The sequence below is a fragment of the Escherichia sp. F1 genome, assembly GCF_046764225.1.
Classification (GTDB): Bacteria; Pseudomonadota; Gammaproteobacteria; order Enterobacterales; family Enterobacteriaceae; genus Escherichia; species Escherichia coli.
In genome coordinates, this window is the sequence record NZ_CP177202.1 from 319,055 (window position 1) to 343,850 (window position 24,796).

18 protein-coding genes are annotated in these 24,796 nt (G+C 50.9%); 16 read left to right on the forward strand and 2 right to left on the reverse strand.

Annotated features, from left to right (window positions below):
* The first annotated feature begins 17 nt into the window (after positions 1-17).
* Positions 18-1,760: a gamma-glutamyltransferase gene (gene ggt, locus ACK8NJ_RS01415; protein ID WP_097512865.1), complete on the forward strand. Its 1,743-nt coding sequence runs from the start codon at positions 18-20 to the stop codon at positions 1,758-1,760.
* A gap of 58 nt (positions 1,761-1,818) precedes the next feature.
* Here the strand turns inward: ggt and yhhY are convergent, their stop codons facing one another.
* Entirely contained in the window at positions 1,819-2,307 is a 489-nt protein-coding gene (gene yhhY, locus ACK8NJ_RS01420) for an N-acetyltransferase (RefSeq protein ID WP_024216389.1), read from the reverse strand.
* A gap of 331 nt (positions 2,308-2,638) precedes the next feature.
* Between yhhY and ACK8NJ_RS01425 the strand changes: the two genes are divergently transcribed.
* The 7 genes from ACK8NJ_RS01425 to ACK8NJ_RS01455 all read left to right on the forward strand — a co-directional run bounded on the left by ACK8NJ_RS01425 (position 2,639) and on the right by ACK8NJ_RS01455 (position 11,161).
* A complete protein-coding gene (locus ACK8NJ_RS01425) occupies positions 2,639-3,676 on the forward strand; it encodes an oxidoreductase (protein ID WP_336477410.1) in 1,038 nt (345 codons plus the stop codon).
* Positions 3,677-3,798: 122 nt separating this feature from the next.
* Positions 3,799-4,494 carry a quercetin 2,3-dioxygenase gene (yhhW, locus tag ACK8NJ_RS01430; RefSeq protein WP_000639811.1) on the forward strand — a complete coding sequence of 232 codons (696 nt, stop codon included), beginning with the start codon at positions 3,799-3,801 and terminating at the stop codon, positions 4,492-4,494.
* A 223-nt stretch (positions 4,495-4,717) separates the two neighbouring features.
* On the forward strand, positions 4,718-5,713 hold the full coding sequence (gntR, locus tag ACK8NJ_RS01435) for a gluconate operon transcriptional repressor GntR (protein ID WP_000730252.1): 996 nt from the start codon (positions 4,718-4,720) through the stop codon (positions 5,711-5,713).
* A gap of 138 nt (positions 5,714-5,851) precedes the next feature.
* A complete protein-coding gene (gene gntK, locus ACK8NJ_RS01440) occupies positions 5,852-6,379 on the forward strand; it encodes a gluconokinase (protein ID WP_411962058.1) in 528 nt (175 codons plus the stop codon).
* 3 nt (positions 6,380-6,382) lie between these two features.
* Complete coding sequence (gene gntU / locus ACK8NJ_RS01445; protein ID WP_000210111.1) at positions 6,383-7,723, forward strand: gluconate transporter; 1,341 nt, start codon at positions 6,383-6,385, stop codon at positions 7,721-7,723.
* Positions 7,724-7,862: 139 nt separating this feature from the next.
* Positions 7,863-9,959 (forward strand): RecQ family ATP-dependent DNA helicase, encoded by a 2,097-nt coding sequence (locus ACK8NJ_RS01450; RefSeq protein WP_411962059.1) that lies wholly within the window; start codon positions 7,863-7,865, stop codon positions 9,957-9,959.
* Entirely contained in the window at positions 9,866-11,161 is a 1,296-nt protein-coding gene (locus ACK8NJ_RS01455; RefSeq protein ID WP_411962060.1) for a DNA-processing protein DprA, read from the forward strand. The genes ACK8NJ_RS01450 and ACK8NJ_RS01455 overlap by 94 nt, the downstream gene beginning before the upstream one ends.
* Before the next feature lie 45 nt (positions 11,162-11,206).
* Here the strand turns inward: ACK8NJ_RS01455 and yhgN are convergent, their stop codons facing one another.
* A complete protein-coding gene (gene yhgN / locus ACK8NJ_RS01460; RefSeq protein WP_001002544.1) occupies positions 11,207-11,800 on the reverse strand; it encodes an NAAT family transporter YhgN in 594 nt (197 codons plus the stop codon).
* Positions 11,801-11,991: 191 nt separating this feature from the next.
* Between yhgN and asd the strand changes: the two genes are divergently transcribed.
* From asd to ACK8NJ_RS01500, 8 genes are all read left to right on the forward strand, one after another.
* Entirely contained in the window at positions 11,992-13,095 is a 1,104-nt protein-coding gene (gene asd / locus ACK8NJ_RS01465) for an aspartate-semialdehyde dehydrogenase (RefSeq protein ID WP_000799961.1), read from the forward strand.
* A gap of 272 nt (positions 13,096-13,367) precedes the next feature.
* The gene (glgB, locus tag ACK8NJ_RS01470; protein WP_001283726.1) at positions 13,368-15,554 is read left to right on the forward strand and encodes a 1,4-alpha-glucan branching enzyme; all 2,187 of its coding nucleotides are present in this window, start codon (positions 13,368-13,370) and stop codon (positions 15,552-15,554) included.
* The gene (gene glgX / locus ACK8NJ_RS01475) at positions 15,551-17,524 is read left to right on the forward strand and encodes a glycogen debranching protein GlgX (protein WP_411962061.1); all 1,974 of its coding nucleotides are present in this window, start codon (positions 15,551-15,553) and stop codon (positions 17,522-17,524) included. Before glgB ends, glgX begins: the two co-directional genes overlap by 4 nt.
* 17 nt (positions 17,525-17,541) lie before the next feature.
* On the forward strand, positions 17,542-18,837 hold the full coding sequence (gene glgC / locus ACK8NJ_RS01480; protein WP_000253975.1) for a glucose-1-phosphate adenylyltransferase: 1,296 nt from the start codon (positions 17,542-17,544) through the stop codon (positions 18,835-18,837).
* On the forward strand, positions 18,837-20,270 hold the full coding sequence (gene glgA / locus ACK8NJ_RS01485; protein ID WP_001197646.1) for a glycogen synthase GlgA: 1,434 nt from the start codon (positions 18,837-18,839) through the stop codon (positions 20,268-20,270). The genes glgC and glgA overlap by 1 nt, the downstream gene beginning before the upstream one ends.
* A gap of 18 nt (positions 20,271-20,288) precedes the next feature.
* On the forward strand, positions 20,289-22,736 hold the full coding sequence (glgP, locus tag ACK8NJ_RS01490; RefSeq protein WP_000993440.1) for a glycogen phosphorylase: 2,448 nt from the start codon (positions 20,289-20,291) through the stop codon (positions 22,734-22,736).
* 478 nt (positions 22,737-23,214) lie between these two features.
* Positions 23,215-23,919, forward strand: a complete 705-nt coding sequence (locus ACK8NJ_RS01495) for a fimbrial protein (protein WP_000671310.1) — start codon at positions 23,215-23,217, stop codon at positions 23,917-23,919.
* Between the two features lie 120 nt (positions 23,920-24,039).
* Positions 24,040-24,792 (forward strand): fimbria/pilus periplasmic chaperone, encoded by a 753-nt coding sequence (locus ACK8NJ_RS01500; protein WP_001267303.1) that lies wholly within the window; start codon positions 24,040-24,042, stop codon positions 24,790-24,792.
* Positions 24,793-24,796 lie beyond the last annotated feature (4 nt).

The following is a 24,796-nucleotide window of genomic DNA, read 5'->3' on the forward strand; positions in this document are numbered from 1 at the left end:
ATCTCTGGAGAATAACGATGATAAAACCGACGTTTTTACGCCGGGTAGCCATTGCTGCTCTGCTCTCAGGAAGTTGTTTTAGCGCCGCCGCCGCGCCTCCTCCGCCACCTGTTTCTTATGGCGTGGAGGAAGATGTCTTCCATCCGGTACGCGCGAAACAGGGGATGGTGGCGTCTGTAGATGCTACTGCCACTCAGGTGGGCGTGGATATCCTCAAGGAGGGCGGGAATGCCGTTGATGCTGCCGTGGCGGTGGGCTACGCGCTGGCGGTAACGCATCCGCAGGCGGGGAATCTGGGCGGCGGTGGTTTTATGCTGATCCGCACTAAAGATGGCAACACCACGGCTATCGATTTCCGTGAGATGGCACCCGCTAAAGCGACCCGCGATATGTTCCTCGATGACCAGGGCAACCCGAACAGCAAAAAATCACTCACTTCGCATCTGGCCTCCGGTACGCCAGGTACGGTCGCAGGTTTCTCGCTGGCGCTGGAGAAGTACGGCACCATGCCGTTAAATAAAGTGGTGCAGCCGGCGTTTAAACTGGCACGCGATGGTTTTATCGTTAATGACGCGCTGGCTGACGATCTCAAAACCTACGGTAGCGAAGTGTTGCCGAATCACGAAAACAGCAAGGCTATCTTCTGGAAAGAGGGCGAGCCGCTGAAAAAGGGCGACAAACTGGTGCAGGCGAACCTGGCAAAGAGCCTGGAGATGATTGCCGAAAATGGCCCGGACGAATTCTACAAAGGCACAATAGCGGAGCAGATCGCTCAGGAGATGCAGAAAAACGGCGGCCTGATCACGAAAGAAGATTTAGCGGCCTATAAAGCGGTCGAGCGCACACCAATAAGCGGCGATTATCGCGGGTATCAGGTTTACTCCATGCCACCGCCATCTTCCGGCGGGATCCATATCGTACAAATCCTCAATATTCTGGAAAACTTCGATATGAAGAAATACGGCTTTGGCAGCGCCGACGCGATGCAAATCATGGCAGAAGCTGAGAAATACGCCTACGCCGACCGCTCGGAATATCTTGGCGATCCGGATTTTGTCAAAGTCCCGTGGCAGGCGCTGACCAATAAAGCCTATGCCAAATCTATTGCCGATCAAATCGATATCAATAAAGCGAAGCCATCCAGCGAAATTCGCCCTGGCAAGCTTGCGCCTTATGAGAGTAATCAAACTACCCATTACTCTGTAGTGGATAAAGACGGTAACGCGGTGGCGGTGACCTATACGCTGAACACCACCTTCGGTACGGGCATTGTCGCGGGCGAGAGCGGTATTCTGCTTAATAACCAAATGGATGATTTCTCCGCCAAACCGGGCGTGCCGAACGTTTACGGGCTGGTGGGTGGTGACGCTAACGCGGTCGGGCCGAATAAACGTCCGCTGTCGTCGATGTCACCAACCATTGTGGTGAAAGACGGTAAAACCTGGCTGGTCACCGGAAGCCCAGGCGGGAGCCGGATTATCACCACCGTGCTGCAAATGGTGGTGAACAGCATCGATTATGGTATGAATGTCGCCGAAGCGACCAATGCACCGCGTTTCCACCATCAGTGGTTGCCGGACGAGCTGCGTGTCGAAAAAGGGTTTAGCCCGGATACGCTCAAGCTGCTGGAAGCAAAAGGTCAGAAAGTGGCGCTGAAAGAGGCGATGGGTAGTACACAAAGCATTATGGTTGGGCCGGACGGCGAGTTGTACGGCGCATCCGATCCGCGCTCGGTGGATGATTTAACGGCGGGGTATTAATATCTTAAGCCCTCCCGGTAGGTGAGGGCTTAAATGACAAACTTAGATTGCAAATTCTCTATTTCACCCGCGCCATATAATACGCATCGATATATTCACCATTACGAAAAGCGTAATTTTTGCCGGTGCCTTCTATGTGAAATCCGAATTTTTTATAGACGGCGATTGCCGGGGCGTTATCCGCAAATACCGTCAACTCAATACGATCTATCCGTAGCCAGTTATCGCACATTTCAATCAATTCGCGGATCAGGGCGCTGGCGACGCCGCGGTTGTGCCAGCGGGAGTCAACACAGATACCAAAAGTTGCAACATGACTGCGGCGTGGGCCTTGATAAGCCTCAATGAAAAGATGACCCACCACGATGCCATCAATGCAGGCAACCAGTTGTTTAAACCCCTGGCGATCTTTCAATCTTTCTGGCCACCAGCCTTCCGAAGGATGAGGTAGTTGTAGTGTGTTGCAATACACCTCCGGCTGGGCGTGAATCTGCCTGATGGCCTCGTAATCCCGTGTTTCTGCGTGGCGTATCACTATCTCACTCATTCCTTTGTCCTCTTTGGGGTAAATGTCCCTTTCAACATCATTGACTTTCACATACGAGTCAAATGCATTTTTTTGCAAAAAGTGTTGGACAAGTGCGAATGAGAATGATTATTATTGTCTCGCGATCAGGAAGACCCTCGCGGAGAACCTGAAAGCACGACATTGCTCACATTGCTTCCAGTATTACTTAGCCAGCCGGGTGCTGGCTTTTTTTTTGATCTTTCGTTCTCAATTTATCCACGGGGGGCTTGTGTTCGTTATGCGCACTCCAGTAGGAACCGCGTCCGCTTTGCGCTAAGGTGTAAATAACCACCTTAATAAGGACGAAATCATGGTCATCAACTGCGCCTTTATTGGCTTCGGCAAAAGCACCACCCGTTACCATCTGCCGTATGTACTTAACCGCAAGGATAGCTGGCATGTCGCGCATATTTTTCGTCGCCATGCGAAGCCGGAAGAACAGGCTCCCATTTATTCCCATATCCATTTCACCAGCGATCTCGACGAAGTACTAAACGATCCCGATGTTAAGCTAGTTGTGGTCTGCACCCATGCGGACAGCCACTTCGAGTACGCGAAGCGCGCGCTGGAAGCCGGGAAAAATGTGCTGGTCGAAAAACCGTTCACCCCGACACTTGCGCAGGCGAAAGAGCTGTTTGCACTGGCGAAAAGCCAAGGGCTGACCGTCACGCCGTATCAGAATCGTCGCTTTGATTCCTGCTTCCTGACAGCGAAAAAAGCGATTGAAAGCGGCAAGCTGGGAGAGATTGTCGAAGTGGAAAGCCATTTTGACTATTACCGCCCAGTGGCAGAAACCAAACCTGGACTGCCGCAGGATGGCGCGTTTTATGGCCTTGGTGTGCATACGATGGACCAGATTATTTCTCTGTTCGGTCGCCCGGATCACGTCGCTTATGACATCCGCAGCCTGCGTAATAAAGCCAATCCTGACGACACCTTTGAAGCGCAGCTGTTTTATGGCGACCTGAAAGCCATCGTCAAAACCAGCCATCTGGTGAAAATCGATTATCCGAAATTTATCGTTCACGGTAAGAAAGGTTCGTTTATTAAATACGGTATCGACCAGCAGGAAACCAGCCTCAAGGCTAATATTATGCCGGGCGAACCGGGATTCGCGGCGGATGATTCGGTCGGTGTGCTGGAGTATGTCAATGACGAGGGCGTGACGGTCAGAGAAGAGATAAAGCCGGAGATGGGCGATTACGGGCGCGTTTATGATGCGTTGTATCAAACCATCACTAACGGTGCGCCAAATTACGTCAAGGAATCTGAAGTTCTTACCAATCTGGAAATCCTTGAACGAGGATTTGAGCAAGCCTCTCCCTCCACAGTGACTCTCGCGAAGTAAGTTTGATGGCCCCTCGAATAGTTCAATTTTTTTGAACAGAGGGGTCAATTTTCACCCTCTATCATCCCAGGCGGATCGGGTCCACACTAAGCCCATCGAAATCATTCAGGGGGCGAATAAAAATGATCTACTTACGCAAAGCAAATGAACGTGGTCATGCAAATCATGGCTGGCTGGACTCCTGGCATACTTTCTCTTTTGCCAACTATTACGATCCGAACTTTATGGGCTTCTCCGCGCTGCGCGTGATTAACGACGACGTGATTGAAGCAGGGCAGGGCTTCGGCACTCACCCGCATAAAGATATGGAAATTTTGACCTACGTGCTGGAAGGTACTGTTGAGCATCAGGACAGCATGGGCAATAAAGAGCAGGTTCCGGCGGGTGAATTCCAGATTATGAGTGCGGGTACGGGTATTCGTCACTCAGAGTACAACCCAAGCAGCACCGAGCGTCTGCATCTGTATCAGATCTGGATCATGCCTGAAGAAAACGGTATTACGCCGCGTTATGAACAGCGTCGCTTCGATGCCGTACAGGGCAAACAGCTGGTGCTCTCGCCGGATGCGCGAGATGGTTCGCTGAAAGTGCATCAGGATATGGAACTGTATCGTTGGGCATTGCTGAAAGATGAGCAGTCGGTGCATCAGATTGCCGCTGAACGCCGCGTCTGGATCCAGGTGGTGAAAGGCAATGTCACCATTAACGGCGTGAAAGCCTCGACCAGCGATGGTCTGGCAATCTGGGATGAGCAGGCAATCTCCATTCATGCGGATAGCGACAGCGAAGTGTTACTGTTCGATCTGCCGCCGGTTTAAAACTCAACGGTATCTTTGAAGCCTGCCTTTTTGCAGGCTTCCTCGCTCGCTCCGGTCGCGTGCTGATGTACGCTTCCGGGGTTTTGCCGCGTCGTTAGCACAATGCGATGCAATTGATTTAGTGTATATCTAATAATTGTAAACAAGCACTGTTTTCCCCGGGAAGGTTCTGATGCGTCCGTGTTAAACTAAGAGAATCTATCTCTTTTGTACCTTCAGGACGATGAAAAAGAAAAGACCCGTACTTCAGGATGTGGCTGACCGTGTAGGCGTGACCAAAATGACGGTCAGCCGTTTTTTACGCAACCCGGAGCAGGTTTCCGTCGCTCTACGCGGCAAGATTGCCGCCGCTCTTGATGAACTGGGTTATATTCCCAATCGCGCACCCGATATCCTCTCTAACGCCACCAGCCGGGCGATTGGCGTCCTGTTACCTTCTCTCACCAACCAGGTTTTCGCGGAAGTATTACGCGGAATCGAAAGCGTCACCGACGCGCACGGTTATCAGACCATGCTGGCCCACTACGGTTATAAACCGGAAATGGAGCAAGAGCGCCTCGAATCAATGCTCTCATGGAATATCGACGGACTGATCCTCACCGAACGTACCCACACGCCGCGCACCTTAAAGATGATTGAAGTGGCGGGGATTCCGGTGGTGGAGTTGATGGACAGCAAGTCGCCGTGCCTCGATATTGCCGTCGGTTTTGATAACTTTGAAGCGGCACGCCAGATGACCACCGCCATTATTGCTCGCGGGCATCGCCACATTGCCTATCTTGGCGCACGTCTCGACGAACGTACTATCATCAAACAGAAGGGATACGAACAGGCGATGCTGGATGCAGGCCTGGTGCCATATAGCGTGATGGTTGAGCAATCTTCTTCTTACTCTTCCGGTATTGAACTGATTCGCCAGGCGCGGCGGGAATATCCGCAGCTGGATGGCGTGTTCTGTACCAACGATGACCTGGCGGTCGGCGCGGCGTTTGAATGTCAGCGTCTGGGGTTAAAAGTTCCTGACGATATGGCGATTGCCGGTTTCCACGGTCATGACATTGGTCAGGTGATGGAACCACGGTTGGCGAGCGTACTGACGCCGCGTGAGCGGATGGGCAGTATCGGCGCTGAACGCCTGCTGGCGCGTATTCGTGGCGAATCTGTGACACCGAAAATGTTAGATTTAGGTTTCACCTTGTCACCGGGCGGATCTATTTAAGCCCACAAATTTGAAGTAGCTCACACTTATACACTTAAGGCACGGATGGATATTGCTTCTGATATTGTCCGGCCGGACAATGTTACCGATAACAGTTACCCGTAACATTTTTAATTCTTGTATTGTGGGGGCACCACTTTGAGCACGACTAACCATGATCACCACATTTACGTTCTGATGGGCGTCTCAGGCAGCGGCAAATCTGCGGTCGCCAGTGAAGTGGCGCATCAACTTCATGCCGCGTTTCTTGATGGCGATTTCCTCCATCCGCGCTGCAATATCGAAAAAATGGCGTCTGGTGAACCGCTGAATGACGACGATCGCAAACCGTGGTTGCAGGCGCTGAACGACGCCGCGTTTGCTATGCAGCGCACCAATAAAGTGTCGCTGATCGTCTGTTCTGCACTGAAAAAACACTATCGCGATTTGCTGCGTGATGGTAATCCGAATCTCTCGTTCATCTACCTGAAAGGCGATTTTGATGTGATTGAAAGCCGCCTGAAAGCGCGCAAAGGCCATTTCTTTAAAACCCAAATGTTGGTGACGCAGTTTGAAACGCTGCAGGAGCCGGGTGCAGACGAAACCGATGTACTGGTGGTAGATATCGATCAACCGCTGGAAGGTGTTGTGGCAAGCACCATTGAGGTTATTAAAAAAGGCAAATAAGTAGTGACTACATTAACGCTTGTTTTAACAGCAGTAGGGTCTGTTTTACTGCTGCTGTTTTTAGTCATGAAGGCACGTATGCACGCTTTCCTGGCTTTAATGGTGGTGTCTATGGGGGCTGGCCTTTTTTCCGGTATGCCGCTCGATAAAATCGCAGCGACGATGGAAAAAGGGATGGGAGGCACTCTCGGCTTCCTGGCGGTTGTTGTCGCCCTGGGAGCTATGTTTGGCAAGATCTTACATGAAACCGGCGCAGTCGATCAGATTGCCGTCAAAATGCTCAAATCCTTCGGCCACAGCCGCGCGCATTATGCCATCGGCCTTGCGGGGTTGGTCTGTGCGCTACCGCTGTTCTTTGAAGTGGCGATAGTTCTGCTGATTAGCGTTGCTTTCTCAATGGCGCGCCACACCGGTACGAACCTGGTGAAGCTGGTAATCCCATTATTCGCAGGCGTGGCGGCAGCGGCGGCGTTCCTGGTGCCAGGGCCAGCGCCAATGCTGCTGGCATCGCAGATGAACGCCGATTTTGGCTGGATGATCCTGATTGGCCTGTGTGCGGCAATTCCGGGAATGATTATTGCCGGGCCGCTGTGGGGTAATTTCATCAGCCGCTACGTGGAGTTGCATATTCCTGACGACATCAGCGAACCGCATCTCGGCGAAGGCAAAATGCCATCTTTCGGATTCAGCCTGTCGCTGATCCTGTTGCCGCTGGTGCTGGTGGGGCTGAAAACCATTGCCGCGCGTTTTGTGCCAGAAGGCTCTACCGCTTACGAATGGTTCGAGTTTATTGGTCATCCGTTTACCGCGATTCTGGTTGCTTGTCTGGTAGCGATTTATGGCCTGGCAATGCGTCAGGGCATGCCAAAAGACAAAGTGATGGAGATTTGCGGTCACGCGCTGCAACCGGCGGGGATCATTCTGCTGGTGATTGGTGCGGGCGGCGTGTTCAAACAGGTGCTGGTTGACTCTGGCGTAGGTCCGGCACTGGGCGAAGCGTTAACCGGCATGGGCCTGCCGATTGCTATCACCTGCTTCGTGCTGGCCGCTGCAGTGCGCATCATTCAGGGTTCTGCAACCGTAGCCTGTTTAACGGCGGTGGGACTGGTGATGCCAGTCATTGAACAACTGAACTACTCCGGTGCGCAAATGGCGGCGCTGTCGATTTGTATCGCCGGTGGTTCGATTGTTGTCAGCCACGTTAACGACGCCGGTTTCTGGTTGTTCGGTAAATTTACCGGCGCGACCGAAGCCGAAACGCTGAAAACCTGGACCATGATGGAAACCATCCTCGGCACTGTTGGTGCCATCGTTGGGATGATTGCGTTCCAGCTGTTGAGTTAATTACTGCGACAAATTACTGCGAGCTTGCTCGCAGTAATTCATTTCTCTTATCTCCTCTCTTCATCTTTTTGATCTCTCTCGCAAATTTACCTGCTAATAATCCGTTCTAATCACTGCCTAAAGATCGCAGGAGATAAAGATGGAAAAGCACGGAGCTGAATTGCTTTTACAGCGGATGTTAGGAAATACCACCGCTACTTTCAGGGAAGGGCAATGGGAAGCCATAGACGCGGTGGTGAACCAACGGCGAAAACTGCTGGTTGTCCAACGCACTGGCTGGGGGAAAAGTGCCGTGTACTTCATCGCCAGTAAAATCTTCCGCGATCGCGGCGCTGGCCCGACAATTATCATCTCTCCTTTGCTTGCCCTGATGCGTAACCAGGTTGCCGCCGCTGAACGGTTAGGTATTACGGCTGAAACGTTGAATTCTACAAACAGAGAAGAATGGCAGCGCATTAGCGATAAGTTGCTGCAAGGTGAGGTCGATTGCTTGCTGGTTTCCCCGGAACGTTTGGCAAACCAGGACTTTATCGAAACGGTTTTATATCCTATAGCCGATCGTATTGGCTTGCTTGTGGTCGACGAGGCGCACTGCATCTCTGATTGGGGCCACGATTTTCGCCCGGATTACCGACGTATATTAGATATTTTGCGCCAACTGCCTGCGAATACCCCTGTTCTGGGTACAACCGCGACAGCGAATAATCGTGTCGTTGAGGATATCCGTCAGCAATTGGGTGACATTATGATTCAGCGTGGAACGCTGGCTCGCGAAAGTTTGGCGCTTGATGCCTTAGTCTTAGGTGAACAGTCATCCCGTCTGGCATGGTTAGCAACGGTTATCCCTCAGTTTTCCAAATCGGGAATTGTTTATACCCTGACTACTCGCGATGCCGAACTTGTCGCCGAGTGGTTAAGGACAAATGGTATCAGTGCATTTGCTTACTACAGCGGCGTGACTTGTGAAGGCGCGGAAGATTCTAATACTTCCAGGGAATATCTGGAGCAGGCGCTGCTGGCAAATAAAATCAAAGTGCTGGTCGCGACGACGGCATTAGGTATGGGGTTTGATAAACCTGATTTAGGTTTTGTCATTCATTATCAAATGCCGGGGTCTATTGTCGGTTACTACCAACAGGTAGGGCGTGCCGGGCGTGCTATAGATACCGCTGTTGGCATATTGCTTTGTGGTGGTGAAGACCGCGCTATTCATCAATTCTTCCGTGAAAGCGCCTTTCCTGCGGAGGCGCAAATTGATGAAATACTCAACGTACTTAGCGAGAATGACGGTCTTACCCTACGAGGCATTGAACAACGGACGAATCTCCGTTATGGGCAAATAGAAAAAGCACTGAAATTATTGGTAGCTGAAAATCCATCGCCTGTGGTGTATACCGAGAAATTATGGCGCAGAACTATCGTCAGTTTTTCTCCTGATCATGAACGAATTAACCATTTGATGAATCAGAGAAAAAGTGAGCTGTCAGACGTTGAAAGCTATATCACGACCAAGGAGTGCAAAATGCAATTTCTGCGCCGCGCACTCGATGAGTCAGGTGCCGAACGTTGTGGTAAATGTAGCAGTTGTCTTCAGCGTCCGTTGTTGTCGCCCGACATTGATAGCGGCTTACTCCATGCGGCAAATTTATTTATTAAACATGCTGACCTGCCATTAAATCTCAATAAACAGGTGGCAGCTGGGGCTTTTACGCAATACGGATTTAAAGGGAACTTGCCTGCGGGTTTACAAGGATCTACGGGGCGAATCCTTTCTCGTTGGGGAGATTCCGGGTGGGGAAAGCAGGTAGCACAAGAGAAAAAAACGGGGCGTTTCAGTGATGAGCTGGTGGAGGCATGTGCGGAAATGGTTCGCCAGCGCTGGAATCCGCATCCTGAACCAACCTGGGTATGCTGCGTTCCTTCATTAAGGCACCTCGACCTGGTTCCTGATTTTGCCCGGCGACTGGCGGCGAAACTTGGCTTACCTTTTATTGATGCCATTGAAAAAGTCGTGGACAATCCACCGCAGAAAATGCAGCAAAACCGTTTTCACCAGTGTCAAAATCTCGACGGGGCGTTTGTGATTACCCCTCCTTTGATGCCAGGTCCGGCGTTGCTGGTTGACGATATCGTGGATTCTGCATGGACGCTGACAGTTCTGACAGCACTGTTACGCCAGGCAGGTTGCCCGACGGTTTATCCTCTTGCCCTTGCTTCTACCTCGGTAAAAAATTGATGAATCTTTCAGCCAATGCACAAGCAACTCTCCTGCTAACCAGCGATTTTTCTCGCGCGGCGGCGAGTGAGTATAAACCTCTTAGTAATAGTGAATGGGGGAAGTTTGCATTATGGCTGAAGCACCAACGTATCAGTCCCGCCGAGCTTCTGGTGCCGCAACCGCAAGAGAAACTTACAGGCTGGAGCGATCCGCGTATTTCTCAGGAGCGTATTCTTGGCTTGCTGGCGCGTGGTCATAGTCTGGCGTTGGCGGTAGATAAGTGGCAACGCGCCGGTTTATGGATCATAACCCGAGGAGATGCTGATTATCCCGTTCGCTTGAAAAACCGATTGCGAATGGATGCACCTCCCGTTTTATTTGGCTGCGGGAATAAAGCATTACTGCAAGCGGAAGGTATGGCGATTGTTGGCTCGCGAGATGCTCCGACTGACGATTTGCGCTATACCCAACAACTGGCCGCGAAACTGGCCCAACAGGGGATTTGCGTTATCTCTGGTGGTGCGCGAGGTATTGATGAATGTGCAATGGCGTCGGCACTGGAGGCCGGGGGAACTGCCGTTGGCGTATTAGCTGATAGCTTGTTAAAAACGAGCACATTAGTGAAATGGCGTGAAGGGCTTATAGCAGGCAACCTGGTGTTGATTTCGCCGTTTTACCCAGAGGTACGTTTCACCGTCGGCAATGCGATGGCGCGAAATAAATATATTTATTGCCTTGCTGAAAGCGCAATGGTTGTACGTGCGGGAATGACCGGTGGAACGATAACCGGGGCGATAGAGGCATTAAAACATCAGTGGCTGCCTGTGCAGGTAAAACCAAATCAGGATATGCAATCAGCCAATTCACGATTAGTAGAAAATGGGGCGTCATGGAGTGCTGAACAGGCTGAGAATGTGACGATCAGACAGCCAGACGTTCCTGGGCTGATGTATGACAGAGCACTCCGTAACGCTCAACCAGAACTGTTTTCGCTGCATGAAGATGACGCAAATTACGCAGTAATGCCCGCGCATACGCCTGTCGATTTTTATCAACTCTTTGTGGCGGAACTGGCGATCTTTGCAAAAGAATCGATAAGTATTGAAAGGCTGGCGTCTTGTACTGGTTTAACCATCGAACAAATTAGTGTGTGGCTGAACCGCGCAGAAGAAGAGGGAAGGGTTATCCGATTGGGCGAAGGTCATTATCAGTTCAGGTAATAAAACAGGTGCCGCGTCTGGTTGTGTGCAGCACCTGTTTCAACCTTACCCCTTCATCCACATTCGAATGCCGTCGAGGAACATCTGAGTTGCCATCATCACCAGAATCAATCCCATCAGGCGTTCAAGTGCGTTCACCCCTTTCTCGCCCAGCAGACGTAAAAATAGCGAAGACTGTAGCAGGATGACAAAGGTGCCGCCCCAGGCCAGTAGCAGAGCAATTACCAGATGTCCCATTTGATTCGGGTACTGATGAGACAACAACATCAGCGTGGCGAGAATAGTCGGCCCGGCGACTAACGGAATTGCCAACGGCACGATAAACGGCTCTTCACCTGCCGGAAGCCCGCTGCTATTTCCTGAAGCACTGGGGAAAATCATCTTAATGGCGATCAGAAACAGAATGATGCCGCCAGAAATGGAGACGGTTTCTGCTCGCAGGCTGAGAAATGCCAGAATTTTCTCACCCGCAAACAGGAACACCAGCATCACCAGGAGAGCAATAAGCAACTCTCGCACCATGATTGCCCGCCGTCTTTTCGGTTCAGTATGTTTCAGTACGGACATGAAAATAGGTAGGTTTCCGAGCGGATCCATAATCAGGATCAATAAAACTGCTGCAGAAATGATTTCATTCATAACTCAAATTCCCTGATAATTGCCGCGGACTTTCTGCGTGCTAACAAAGCAGGATAAGTCGCATTACTGATGGCTTCGCTATCATTGATTAATTTCACTTGCGACTTTGGCTGCTTTTTGTATGGTGAAAGATGTGCCAAGAGGAGACCGGCACATTTATACAGCACACATCTTTGCAGGAAAAAACGCTTATGAAAAATGTTGGTTTTATCGGCTGGCGCGGTATGGTCGGCTCCGTTCTCATGCAACGCATGGTTGAAGAGCGCGACTTCGACGCCATTCGCCCTGTCTTCTTTTCTACTTCTCAGCTTGGTCAGGCTGCGCCGTCTTTTGGCGGAACCACTGGCACACTTCAGGATGCCTTTGATCTGGAGGCGCTAAAGGCCCTCGATATCATTGTGACCTGTCAGGGCGGCGATTATACCAACGAAATCTATCCAAAGCTTCGTGAAAGCGGATGGCAAGGTTACTGGATTGACGCAGCATCGTCTCTGCGCATGAAAGATGACGCCATCATCATTCTTGACCCCGTCAATCAGGACGTCATTACCGACGGATTAAATAATGGCATCAGGACTTTTGTTGGCGGTAACTGTACCGTAAGCCTGATGTTGATGTCGTTGGGTGGTTTATTCGCCAATGATCTTGTTGATTGGGTGTCCGTTGCAACCTACCAGGCCGCTTCCGGCGGTGGTGCGCGACATATGCGTGAGTTATTAACCCAGATGGGCCATCTGTATAGCCATGTGGCAGATGAACTCGCGACCCCGTCCTCTGCTATTCTCGATATCGAACGCAAAGTCACAACCTTAACCCGTAGCGGTGAGCTGCCGGTGGATAACTTTGGCGTGCCGCTGGCGGGTAGCCTGATTCCGTGGATCGACAAACAGCTCGATAACGGTCAGAGCCGCGAAGAGTGGAAAGGGCAGGCGGAAACCAACAAGATCCTCAACACATCTTCCGTAATTCCGGTAGATGGTTTATGTGTGCGTGTCGGGGCATTGCGCTGCCACAGCCAGGCATTCACTATTAAATTGAAAAAAGATGTGTCTATTCCGACCGTGGAAGAACTGCTGGCTGCACACAATCCGTGGGCGAAAGTCGTTCCGAACGATCGGGAAATCACTATGCGTGAGCTAACCCCAGCTGCCGTTACCGGCACGCTGACCACGCCGGTAGGCCGCCTGCGTAAGCTGAATATGGGACCAGAGTTCCTGTCAGCCTTTACCGTGGGCGACCAGCTGCTGTGGGGGGCCGCGGAGCCGCTGCGTCGGATGCTTCGTCAACTGGCGTAATCTTTATTCATTAAATCTGGGGCGCGATGCCGCCCCTGTTAGTGCGTAATACAGGAGTAAGCGCAGATGTTTCATGATTTACCGGGAGTTAAATAGAGCATTGGCTATTCTTTAAGGGTGGCTGAATACATGAGTATTCACAGCCTTACCTGAAGTGAGGACGACGCAGAGAGGATGCACAGAGTGCTGCGCCGTTCAGGTCAAAAAAATGTCACAACCAGAAGTCAAAAATCCAGTTGGATGGGGTGACACAATAAAACAGGAAGACAAGCATGTCCGATCGTATCGATAGAGACGTGATTAACGCGCTAATTGCAGGCCATTTTGCGGATCCTTTTTCCGTACTGGGGATGCATAAAACCACCGCGGGACTGGAAGTCCGTGCCCTTTTACCCGACGCTACCGATGTGTGGGTGATTGAACCGAAAACCGGGCGCAAACTCGCAAAACTGGAGTGTCTCGACTCACGGGGATTCTTTAGCGGTGTCATTCCGCGACGTAAGAATTTTTTCCGCTATCAGTTGGCTGTTGTCTGGCATGGTCAGCAAAACCTGATAGATGATCCTTACCGTTTTGGTCCGCTAATCCAGGAAATGGATGCCTGGCTATTATCTGAAGGTACTCACCTGCGCCCGTATGAAACCTTAGGCGCGCATGCAGATACTATGGATGGCGTCACAGGTACGCGTTTTTCTGTCTGGGCTCCAAACGCCCGTCGGGTCTCGGTGGTTGGGCAATTCAACTACTGGGACGGTCGCCGTCATCCGATGCGCCTGCGTAAAGAGAGCGGCATCTGGGAACTGTTTATCCCTGGGGCGCATAACGGTCAGCTCTATAAATATGAGATGATTGATGCCAATGGCAACTTGCGTCTGAAGTCCGACCCTTATGCCTTCGAAGCGCAAATGCGCCCGGAAACCGCGTCTCTTATTTGCGGGCTGCCGGAAAAGGTTGTGCAGACTGAAGAGCGCAAAAAAGCGAATCAGTTTGATGCGCCAATCTCTATTTATGAAGTTCACCTGGGCTCCTGGCGTCGCCACACCGACAACAATTTCTGGTTAAGCTACCGCGAGCTGGCCGATCAACTGGTGCCTTATGCTAAATGGATGGGCTTTACCCACCTCGAACTGCTGCCCATTAACGAGCATCCGTTCGATGGCAGTTGGGGTTATCAGCCAACCGGCCTGTATGCACCGACCCGCCGTTTTGGTACCCGCGACGACTTCCGTTATTTCATTGATGCCGCACACGCAGCTGGTCTGAACGTGATTCTCGACTGGGTGCCAGGCCACTTCCCGACCGATGACTTTGCGCTTGCCGAATTTGATGGCACGAACTTGTATGAACACAGCGATCCGCGCGAAGGCTATCATCAGGACTGGAATACGCTGATCTACAACTATGGTCGCCGTGAAGTCAGTAACTTCCTTGTCGGTAACGCGCTTTACTGGATTGAACGTTTTGGTATTGATGCGCTGCGCGTCGATGCGGTGGCGTCAATGATTTATCGTGACTACAGCCGTAAAGAGGGGGAGTGGATCCCGAACGAATTTGGCGGGCGCGAGAATCTTGAAGCGATTGAATTCTTGCGTAATACCAACCGTATTCTTGGTGAGCAGGTTTCCGGTGCGGTGACAATGGCGGAGGAGTCTACCGATTTCCCTGGTGTTTCTCGTCCGCAGGACATGGGCGGTCTGGGCTTCTGGTACAAGTGGAACCTCGGCTGGATGCATGACACCCTGGACTACATGAAGCTCGACCCGGTTTATCGTCAGTATCATCACGATAAACTGACTTTCGGGATGCTCTACAACTACACTGAAAACTTCGTCCTGCCGTTGTCGCATGATGAAGTGGTCCACGGTAAAAAATCGATTCTCGACCGGATGCCGGGCGACGCATGGCAGAAATTCGCTAACCTGCGCGCCTACTACGGCTGGATGTGGGCATTCCCGGGCAAGAAACTGCTGTTCATGGGGAACGAATTTGCCCAGGGCCGCGAGTGGAACCATGACGCCAGCCTCGACTGGCATCTGTTGGAAGGCGGCGATAACTGGCACCACGGTGTCCAGCGTCTGGTGCGCGATCTGAACCTCACCTACCGCCACCATAAAGCAATGCATGAACTGGATTTTGACCCGTACGGCTTTGAATGGCTGGTGGTGGATGACAAAGAACGCTCGGTGCTGATCTTTGTGCGTCGCGATAAAGAGGGTAACGAAATCATCGTTGCCAGTAACTTTACTCCGGTGCCGCGTCATGATTATCGCTTCGGCATTAACCAGCCGGGCAAATGGCGTGAAATCCTCAATACCGATTCCATGCACTATCACGGCAGTAATGCCGGCAATGGCGGCACGGTACACAGCGATGAGATTGCCAGCCACGGTCGTCAGCATTCATTAAGCCTGACACTACCACCGCTGGCCACTATCTGGCTGGTTCGGGAGGCAGAATGACACAACTCGCCATTGGCAAACCCGCACCCCTCGGCGCGCATTACGACGGTCAGGGCGTCAACTTCACACTTTTCTCCGCTCATGCCGAGCGGGTAGAACTGTGTATCTTTGACGCCAATGGCCAGGAACATCGCTATGACTTGCCAGGGCACAGTGGCGACATTTGGCACGGTTATCTGCCGGATGCGCGTCCGGGTTTGCGTTATGGTTATCGCGTTCATGGCCCCTGGCAACCCGCCGAGGGGCATCGCTTTAACCCGGCGAAGTTGTTGATTGATCCTTGCGCGCGGCAAATTGACGGGGAGTTTAAAGATAACCCGCTGCTGCACGCCGGTCATAATGATCCTGACTATCGCGACAACGCCGCCATTGCGCCGAAATGCGTAGTGGTGGTTGATCACTATGACTGGGAAGATGATGCCCCGCCGCGCACGCCGTGGGGCAGTACCATCATTTATGAAGCCCATGTCAAAGGATTAACGTACCTGCACCCGGAGATCCCGGTCGAGATCCGTGGCACTTATAAGGCCCTGGGGCATCCGGTGATGATCAACTATTTGAAACAGTTGGGCATTACCGCGCTGGAACTGCTGCCGGTGGCGCAGTTTGCCAGCGAACCACGCCTGCAACGTATGGGGCTTAGTAACTACTGGGGTTACAACCCGGTGGCGATGTTTGCGCTGCATCCGGCGTATGCCTGCTCCCCAGAAACGGCGCTGGATGAGTTTCGCGATGCAATCAAAGCACTGCATAAAGCGGGTATCGAAGTCATTCTTGATATCGTGCTCAACCATAGTGCGGAACTGGACCTCGACGGCCCGTTATTCTCTCTGCGTGGGATCGACAACCGTAGCTATTATTGGATAAGAGAAGACGGCGATTATCACAACTGGACCGGTTGTGGCAACACGCTCAATTTGAGTCATCCGGCGGTGGTGGATTATGCCAGCGCCTGCCTGCGTTATTGGGTAGAAACCTGCCACGTCGATGGTTTCCGCTTTGATCTGGCGGCAGTCATGGGCCGTACGCCAGAGTTTAGTCAGGATGCGCCGTTGTTTACCGCTATCCAGAACTGCCCGGTGCTCTCGCAGGTGAAGTTAATTGCTGAACCGTGGGATATTGCTCCTGGTGGTTATCAGGTGGGAAATTTCCCGCCGCTGTTTGCCGAGTGGAACGATCATTTCCGCGATGCTGCCCGTCGTTTCTGGCTTCATTATGATTTGCCTCTGGGGGCGTTTGCCGGGCGTTTTGCTGCCTCCAGCGATGTTTTTAAACGTAATGGTCGTCTGCCGAGTGCCGCGATTAATCTCGTCACCGCGCATGACGGTTTTACGCTTCGCGACTGCGTTTGCTTCAACCATAAACATAATGAAGCAAACGGAGAAGAAAATCGCGACGGGACCAACAACAATTACAGTAACAATCATGGTAAAGAAGGGTTAGGCGGTACTCTTGACCTGGTTGAACGGCGTCGCGACAGCATTCACGCCCTGTTAACAACGTTGTTGCTCTCCCAGGGTACGCCGATGTTACTGGCCGGTGACGAACATGGTCACAGCCAGCATGGCAATAACAATGCCTACTGTCAGGATAACCAATTAACCTGGTTGGACTGGTCGCAGGCAAGCAGTGGTTTAACCGCATTTACCGCCGCGTTAATCCATCTGCGCAAGCGCATTCCCGCTTTGGTGGAGAATAGCTGGTGGGAAGAAGGCGACGGCAATGTCCGTTGGCTAAATCGATATGCTCAACCTTTAAGCACGGATGAGTGGCAAAACGGGCCGAAACAGCTGCAAATTCTGCTCTCGGATCGCTTTTTGATCGCAATTAACGCCACGCTTGAGGTAACAGAGATTGTTTTACCTGCTGGGGAGTGGCACGCCATTCCCCCATTCGCTGGAGAGGATAACCCAGTGATTACGGCTGTCTGGCAGGGACCTGCACACGGATTGTGTGTGTTCCAGAGATGATAAAAAAGGAGTTAGTCATGGTTAGTTTAGAGAAGAACGATCACTTAATGTTGGCGCGCCAGCTGCCATTGAAATCTGTTGCCCTGATACTGGCGGGAGGACGTGGTACCCGCCTGAAGGATTTAACCAATAAGCGAGCAAAACCGGCCGTACACTTCGGCGGTAAGTTCCGCATTATCGACTTTGCGCTGTCTAACTGCATCAACTCCGGGATCCGTCGTATGGGCGTGATCACCCAGTACCAGTCCCACACTCTGGTGCAGCACATTCAGCGCGGCTGGTCATTCTTCAATGAAGAAATGAACGAGTTTGTCGATCTGCTGCCAGCACAGCAGAGAATGAAAGGGGAAAACTGGTATCGCGGCACCGCAGATGCAGTTACCCAAAACCTCGACATTATCCGCCGTTATAAAGCGGAATACGTGGTGATCCTGGCGGGCGACCATATCTACAAGCAAGACTACTCGCGTATGCTTATCGACCACGTCGAAAAAGGCGCACGTTGCACCGTTGCTTGTATGCCAGTACCGATTGAAGAAGCCTCCGCATTTGGCGTTATGGCGGTTGATGAGAACGATAAAATTATCGAATTCGTTGAAAAACCAGCTAACCCGCCGTCAATGCCGAACGATCCGAGCAAATCTCTGGCGAGTATGGGTATCTACGTCTTTGACGCCGACTATCTGTATGAACTGCTGGAAGAAGACGATCGCGATGAGAACTCCAGCCACGACTTTGGCAAAGATTTGATTCCCAAGATCACCGAAGCCGGTCTGGCCTATGCACACCCATTCCCGCTCTCTTGCGTACAATCCGACCCGGATGCCGAGCCGTACTGGCGCGATGTGGGTACGCTGGAAGCTTACTGGAAAGCGAACCTCGATCTGGCCTCTGTGGTGCCGGAACTGGATATGTACGATCGCAATTGGCCAATTCGCACCTACAATGAATCATTACCGCCAGCGAAATTCGTGCAGGATCGCTCCGGTAGCCACGGGATGACCCTTAACTCACTGGTATCCGGCGGTTGTGTGATCTCCGGTTCGGTGGTGGTGCAGTCCGTTCTGTTCTCGCGCGTTCGCGTGAATTCATTCTGCAACATTGATTCCGCCGTATTGTTACCGGAAGTATGGGTAGGTCGCTCGTGCCGTCTGCGCCGCTGCGTCATCGATCGTGCTTGTGTTATCCCGGAAGGCATGGTGATTGGTGAAAACGCAGAGGAAGATGCACGTCGTTTCTATCGTTCAGAAGAAGGCATCGTGCTGGTAACGCGCGAAATGCTACGGAAGTTAGGGCATAAACAGGAGCGATAATGCAGGTTTTACATGTATGTTCAGAGATGTTCCCGCTGCTTAAAACCGGCGGTCTGGCTGATGTTATTGGGGCATTACCCGCAGCACAAATCGCAGACGGCGTTGACGCTCGCGTACTGTTGCCTGCATTTCCCGATATTCGCCGTGGCGTGACCGATGCGCAGGTAGTATCCCGTCGTGATACCTTCGCCGGACATATCACGCTGTTGTTCGGTCATTACAACGGGGTTGGCATATACCTGATTGACGCGCCGCATCTCTATGATCGTCCGGGAAGCCCGTATCACGATACCAACTTATTTGCCTATACCGACAACGTATTGCGTTTTGCGCTGCTGGGGTGGGTTGGGGCAGAAATGGCCAGCGGGCTTGACCCATTCTGGCGTCCTGATGTGGTGCATGCGCACGACTGGCATGCAGGTCTTGCGCCTGCGTATCTGGCGGCGCGCGGGCGTCCTGCGAAGTCGGTGTTTACTGTGCACAACCTGGCCTATCAAGGCATGTTTTATGCACATCACATGAATGACATCCAATTGCCATGGTCATTCTTTAATATTCATGGGCTGGAATTCAACGGACAAATCTCTTTTCTGAAGGCCGGTCTGTACTATGCCGATCACATTACGGCAGTCAGTCCAACCTACGCTCGCGAGATCACCGAACCGCAGTTTGCCTACGGTATGGAAGGTCTGTTGCAACAGCGTCACCGTGAAGGGCGTCTTTCCGGCGTACTGAACGGCGTGGACGAGAAAATCTGGAGTCCAGAGACGGACTTACTGTTGGCCTCGCGTTACACCCGCGATACGTTGGAAGATAAAGCGGAAAATAAGCGCCAGTTACAAATCGCAATGGGGCTTAAGGTTGACGATAAAGTGCCGCTTTTTGCAGTGGTGAGCCGTCTGACCAGCCAGAAAGGTCTCGACCTGGTGCTGGAGGCCTTACCGGGTCTTCTGGAGCAGGGCGGGCAACTGGCGCTACTCGGCGCGGGCGATCCGGTGCTGCAGGAAGGTTTCCTTGCGGCGGCAGCGGAATACCCCGGCCAGGTGGGCGTTCAGATTGGCTATCACGAAGCATTTTCGCATCGCATTATGGGCGGCGCGGACGTCATTCTGGTGCCCAGCCGTTTTGAACCGTGCGGCTTAACGCAACTTTATGGATTGAAGTACGGTACGCTGCCGTTAGTGCGGCGCACCGGTGGGCTTGCTGATACGGTTTCTGACTGTTCTCTTGAGAACCTTGCAGATGGCGTCGCCAGTGGGTTTGTCTTTGAAGATAGTAATGCCTGGTCGCTGTTACGGGCTATTCGACGTGCTTTTGTACTGTGGTCCCGTCCTTCACTGTGGCGGTTTGTGCAACGTCAGGCTATGGCAATGGATTTTAGCTGGCAGGTCGCGGCGAAGTCGTACCGTGAGCTTTACTATCGCTTGAAATAGTTTTCAGGAAACGCCTATATGAATGCTCCGTTTACATATTCATCGCCCACGCTTAGCGTAGAAGCTCTTAAGCACTCTATCGCTTACAAGCTGATGTTTACGATTGGAAAGGACCCGGTCGTCGCCAATAAACATGAATGGCTGAACGCAACGTTATTTGCTGTGCGCGATCGTCTCGTGGAGCGCTGGTTACGTTCAAACCGTGCCCAGTTGTCGCAAGAAACTCGCCAGGTTTACTACCTGTCGATGGAGTTTTTGATTGGCCGTACGCTCTCCAACGCCATGTTGTCGCTAGGAATTTACGAAGATGTACAGGGCGCACTGGAAGCGATGGGGTTAAATCTCGAAGAGCTGATTGATGAAGAAAATGACCCAGGCCTCGGTAACGGTGGCCTGGGACGTCTGGCGGCTTGCTTCCTTGATTCTCTGGCGACGTTAGGGTTGCCGGGGCGCGGTTACGGCATCCGCTATGACTACGGTATGTTCAAGCAGAACATCGTTAACGGTAGCCAGAAAGAGTCACCTGACTACTGGCTGGAATACGGTAACCCGTGGGAATTCAAACGCCACAACACGCGCTATAAAGTCCGTTTTGGCGGTCGCATTCAGCAGGAAGGTAAAAAAACGCGCTGGATTGAAACCGAAGAGATTCTGGGAGTGGCTTACGATCAGATTATCCCGGGTTACGACACTGACGCGACCAACACGCTGCGTTTGTGGAGTGCGCAAGCCAGTAGCGAAATTAACCTCGGTAAATTCAACCAGGGTGACTACTTCGCGGCAGTGGAAGATAAAAACCACTCCGAGAACGTATCTCGCGTACTGTATCCGGACGACTCCACCTACTCCGGGCGTGAGCTGCGCCTGCGTCAGGAATATTTCCTGGTTTCCTCGACCATTCAGGACATTTTAAGCCGCCATTATCAGTTGCATAAAACCTACGATAACCTGGCGGATAAAATCGCGATTCATCTCAACGATACCCATCCGGTGTTGTCGATTCCTGAGTTGATGCGCCTGCTGATTGATGAGCACCAATTTAGTTGGGACGACGCGTTTGGGGTCTGTTGCGAGGTTTTCTCTTACACCAACCACACGCTGATGAGCGAGGCGCTGGAAACCTGGCCGGTTGATATGCTGGGTAAAATTCTGCCGCGTCATCTGCAGATCATCTTTGAAATTAACGACTATTTCCTGAAAACCTTGCAGGAACAGTATCCGAACGATACCGATCTGCTGGGACGGGCGTCGATCATTGATGAATCCAACGGTCGTCGTGTGCGTATGGCCTGGCTGGCGGTTGTGGTGAGCCACAAAGTTAACGGTGTATCGGAACTGCACTCTAACCTGATGGTGCAATCGTTGTTTGCCGACTTTGCGAAAATCTTCCCGGGTCGTTTCACCAACGTCACCAACGGTGTGACGCCGCGTCGCTGGCTGGCGGTTGCGAACCCATCGCTTTCAGCCGTGCTGGACGAACACCTGGGCCGTAACTGGCGCACCGACCTTAGCCTGCTTAATGAGCTGCAACAACACTGTGATTTCCCAATGGTTAATCACGCGGTGCATCAGGCGAAGCTGGAGAACAAAAAGCGTCTGGCGGAGTATATCGCCCAGCAGCTGAATGTGGTGGTAAATCCGAAAGCGCTGTTCGATGTGCAAATCAAACGTATTCACGAATACAAACGTCAATTGATGAATGTGTTGCACGTGATCACCCGCTATAACCGCATCAAGGCCGACCCGGATGCGAAGTGGGTACCGCGCGTGAATATTTTTGGCGGTAAGGCGGCTTCAGCCTATTACATGGCGAAGCACATTATTCATTTGATCAATGACGTAGCGAAAGTGATCAACAACGATCCGCAGATTGGCGACAAGCTGAAAGTCGTGTTCATCCCGAACTACAGCGTTAGCCTGGCGCAGTTGATCATTCCGGCGGCCGATCTGTCTGAACAGATTTCACTGGCGGGGACGGAAGCTTCCGGCACCAGTAACATGAAGTTTGCGCTTAACGGCGCGCTGACTATCGGTACGTTGGACGGTGCGAACGTCGAGATGCTGGATCATGTCGGTGCTGACAATATCTTTATCTTTGGTAATACAGCGGAAGAAGTGGAAGAACTGCGTCGTCAGGGCTACAAACCGCGTGAATACTATGAGAAAGATGAGGAGCTGCATCAGGTGCTGACGCAAATCGGCAGCGGTGTATTCAGTCCGGAAGATCCGGGTCGCTATCGCGATCTGGTTGATTCGCTGATCAACTTCGGCGATCACTACCAGGTACTGGCGGATTATCGCAGCTATGTCGATTGTCAGGATAAAGTCGACGAACTCTACGAGCTTCAGGAAGAGTGGACCGCAAAAGCGATGCTAAACATTGCCAATATGGGCTACTTCTCTTCTGACCGTACGATCAAAGAGTACGCCGATCATATCTGGCATATTGATCCAGTGAGATTGTAAGTTCGCAAAGTGGTAACTGCCGTGTGTTCTCTTAAAGCTATCGTTAATGGGCACACGGCATTTTTATATCAGATAAACGATATGTCATGACAATTTACAGACAGCATCGATATATAATTCATATTTATTAATTTTTAATAATGATTCTCATCTGAGTATGTATCATACAATAAGCATTATAAATAACTAATAAATTATTTATTATATTTATATATTACCCCACTCTTCAGTTATCCTGTCTAAAATAAATCTCTTTGTTTTCAAATGACTGTATTTTTATATAAAGTCAATCATTGCGAGCATGGATTCTTTTAGTTATATTACCAAGCAGCTCATATAATATTTTCAAGCCATTCTATCTCTTATTTTTTCTGTGGTTAACTACACCAGCTTTATTTAAATAATTTGACTTATTAAAGCTGAATGTAAAAATAATCGCCAATATTGCTTGGATTTTTTAACAAAAGGAAAGGTATAAATGAAATTCAATCTATCTAATTTATCCGCAGTTTTACTCGCATCAGGTATGCTGATGTCAACTGCAGTAACCGCTGCGCCAGGCGATGCATCACAATTTGGTGGTGCGGATACAGACTGGAGCACCGTTGATTATCCAAAACTCACCGATATGGATAACAACACCGATGCGATGGGCGGAAACATCCGCTTTACTGGTCGTGTGGTTAAAGCGACGTGTAAGGTTGCTACAGAATCGAAACAGATTGAAGTGGTACTGCCAGTCGTACCTTCTAACGCTTTCACGGGCATTGATACCGAAGCAACGGGTGCCAGTAACCAGACTGACTTCAACATTAAACTGACTGATTGTAGCAATACGGACAGTCAAAATATTGAATTTCGTTTTACTGGCGTAGCAGACGGTGCCAACCAGACGCTTGCCAATGAAGTGGAAGGAGCTGCTGATGCTGATGGTACTGGCGAAGCGGGAGCTACGGGTGTAGGGATTCGTATTTATTCTAAAAACACGACAACTGATGGCCTGATTAAGCTGAACACACAAACTCCCCAGGGGAGTAGTTCTTCCGCAGCCTACGTGATTCCTGGCGATGCTGCCACTCATGATTTTACTGCGGCATTTACCGCGGGCTATGCTCAGAACGGTAGTACCGTTGCACCAGGTCTGGTGAAATCGACGGCAAGTTTCGTCGTGCTGTACGAATAATTACAGCAAGATAATTTCAGGTTACAGTTACTTGTAACCTGAAATTAATATTACGTGTTTATTTGTAATAAATAGACTCGTATCAGTAATTACAATTAATTTCATCTACAAGGATGCAGTATGAGATGGATTTCAAAAAATAAATGTTTTACGAATAGAAACATTAATTCTTTGCAGAAGACCCAATATGTCATAAGGGCCGGTGCTCTATTTTTACTATCCGCCATATCTATCAATGCTATTGCTGCGGGTGGCTTCGGTCTTGGTTCTACGCGTCTGGTTTATCCATCTGACAGTCAGCAAATTACGCTAAGTGTACAGAATGGTGGGGCTAACACCAGCTATTTAATCCAGTCATGGATTGATGACAATCAAAGCAGTAAAAAAAGTCAGGATTTTGTGGTTACGCCTCCTTTATTTATGTTACCAACGCGAAAAGAAGCCTCATTGAGGATAATGTTTATTGGTAAATCACAGTTACCGACTGATCGCGAAACATTATTCTGGATGAATGTGAAAGCGATTCCGCCAACGGATGAGAAGAATACCCAGAAAAACACGTTACAACTGGCGTTACAAAACAGAATTAAATTATTTTACCGTCCGACTAATTTACCCGTTCAAGCTGGTAAAGCACGGGATATGCTGCGATTTAAATACGAAGGTAAACAGCTAAGAGTCATTAACCCTTCTCCCTATTATCTGACGGTGACTGGAATCAGGGTGCAAGGGGCAAAATTACCTAATGCGTTTGTTCCACCGAAAAGTGACGTAACAGTGTCTTCACCAGTGACGTTAGCCGGTGAAATTACTTATCAAACTATCAATGATTACGGTGCCACAACGGCCAGGCAAAAGGGAACGATGCAATAAACCT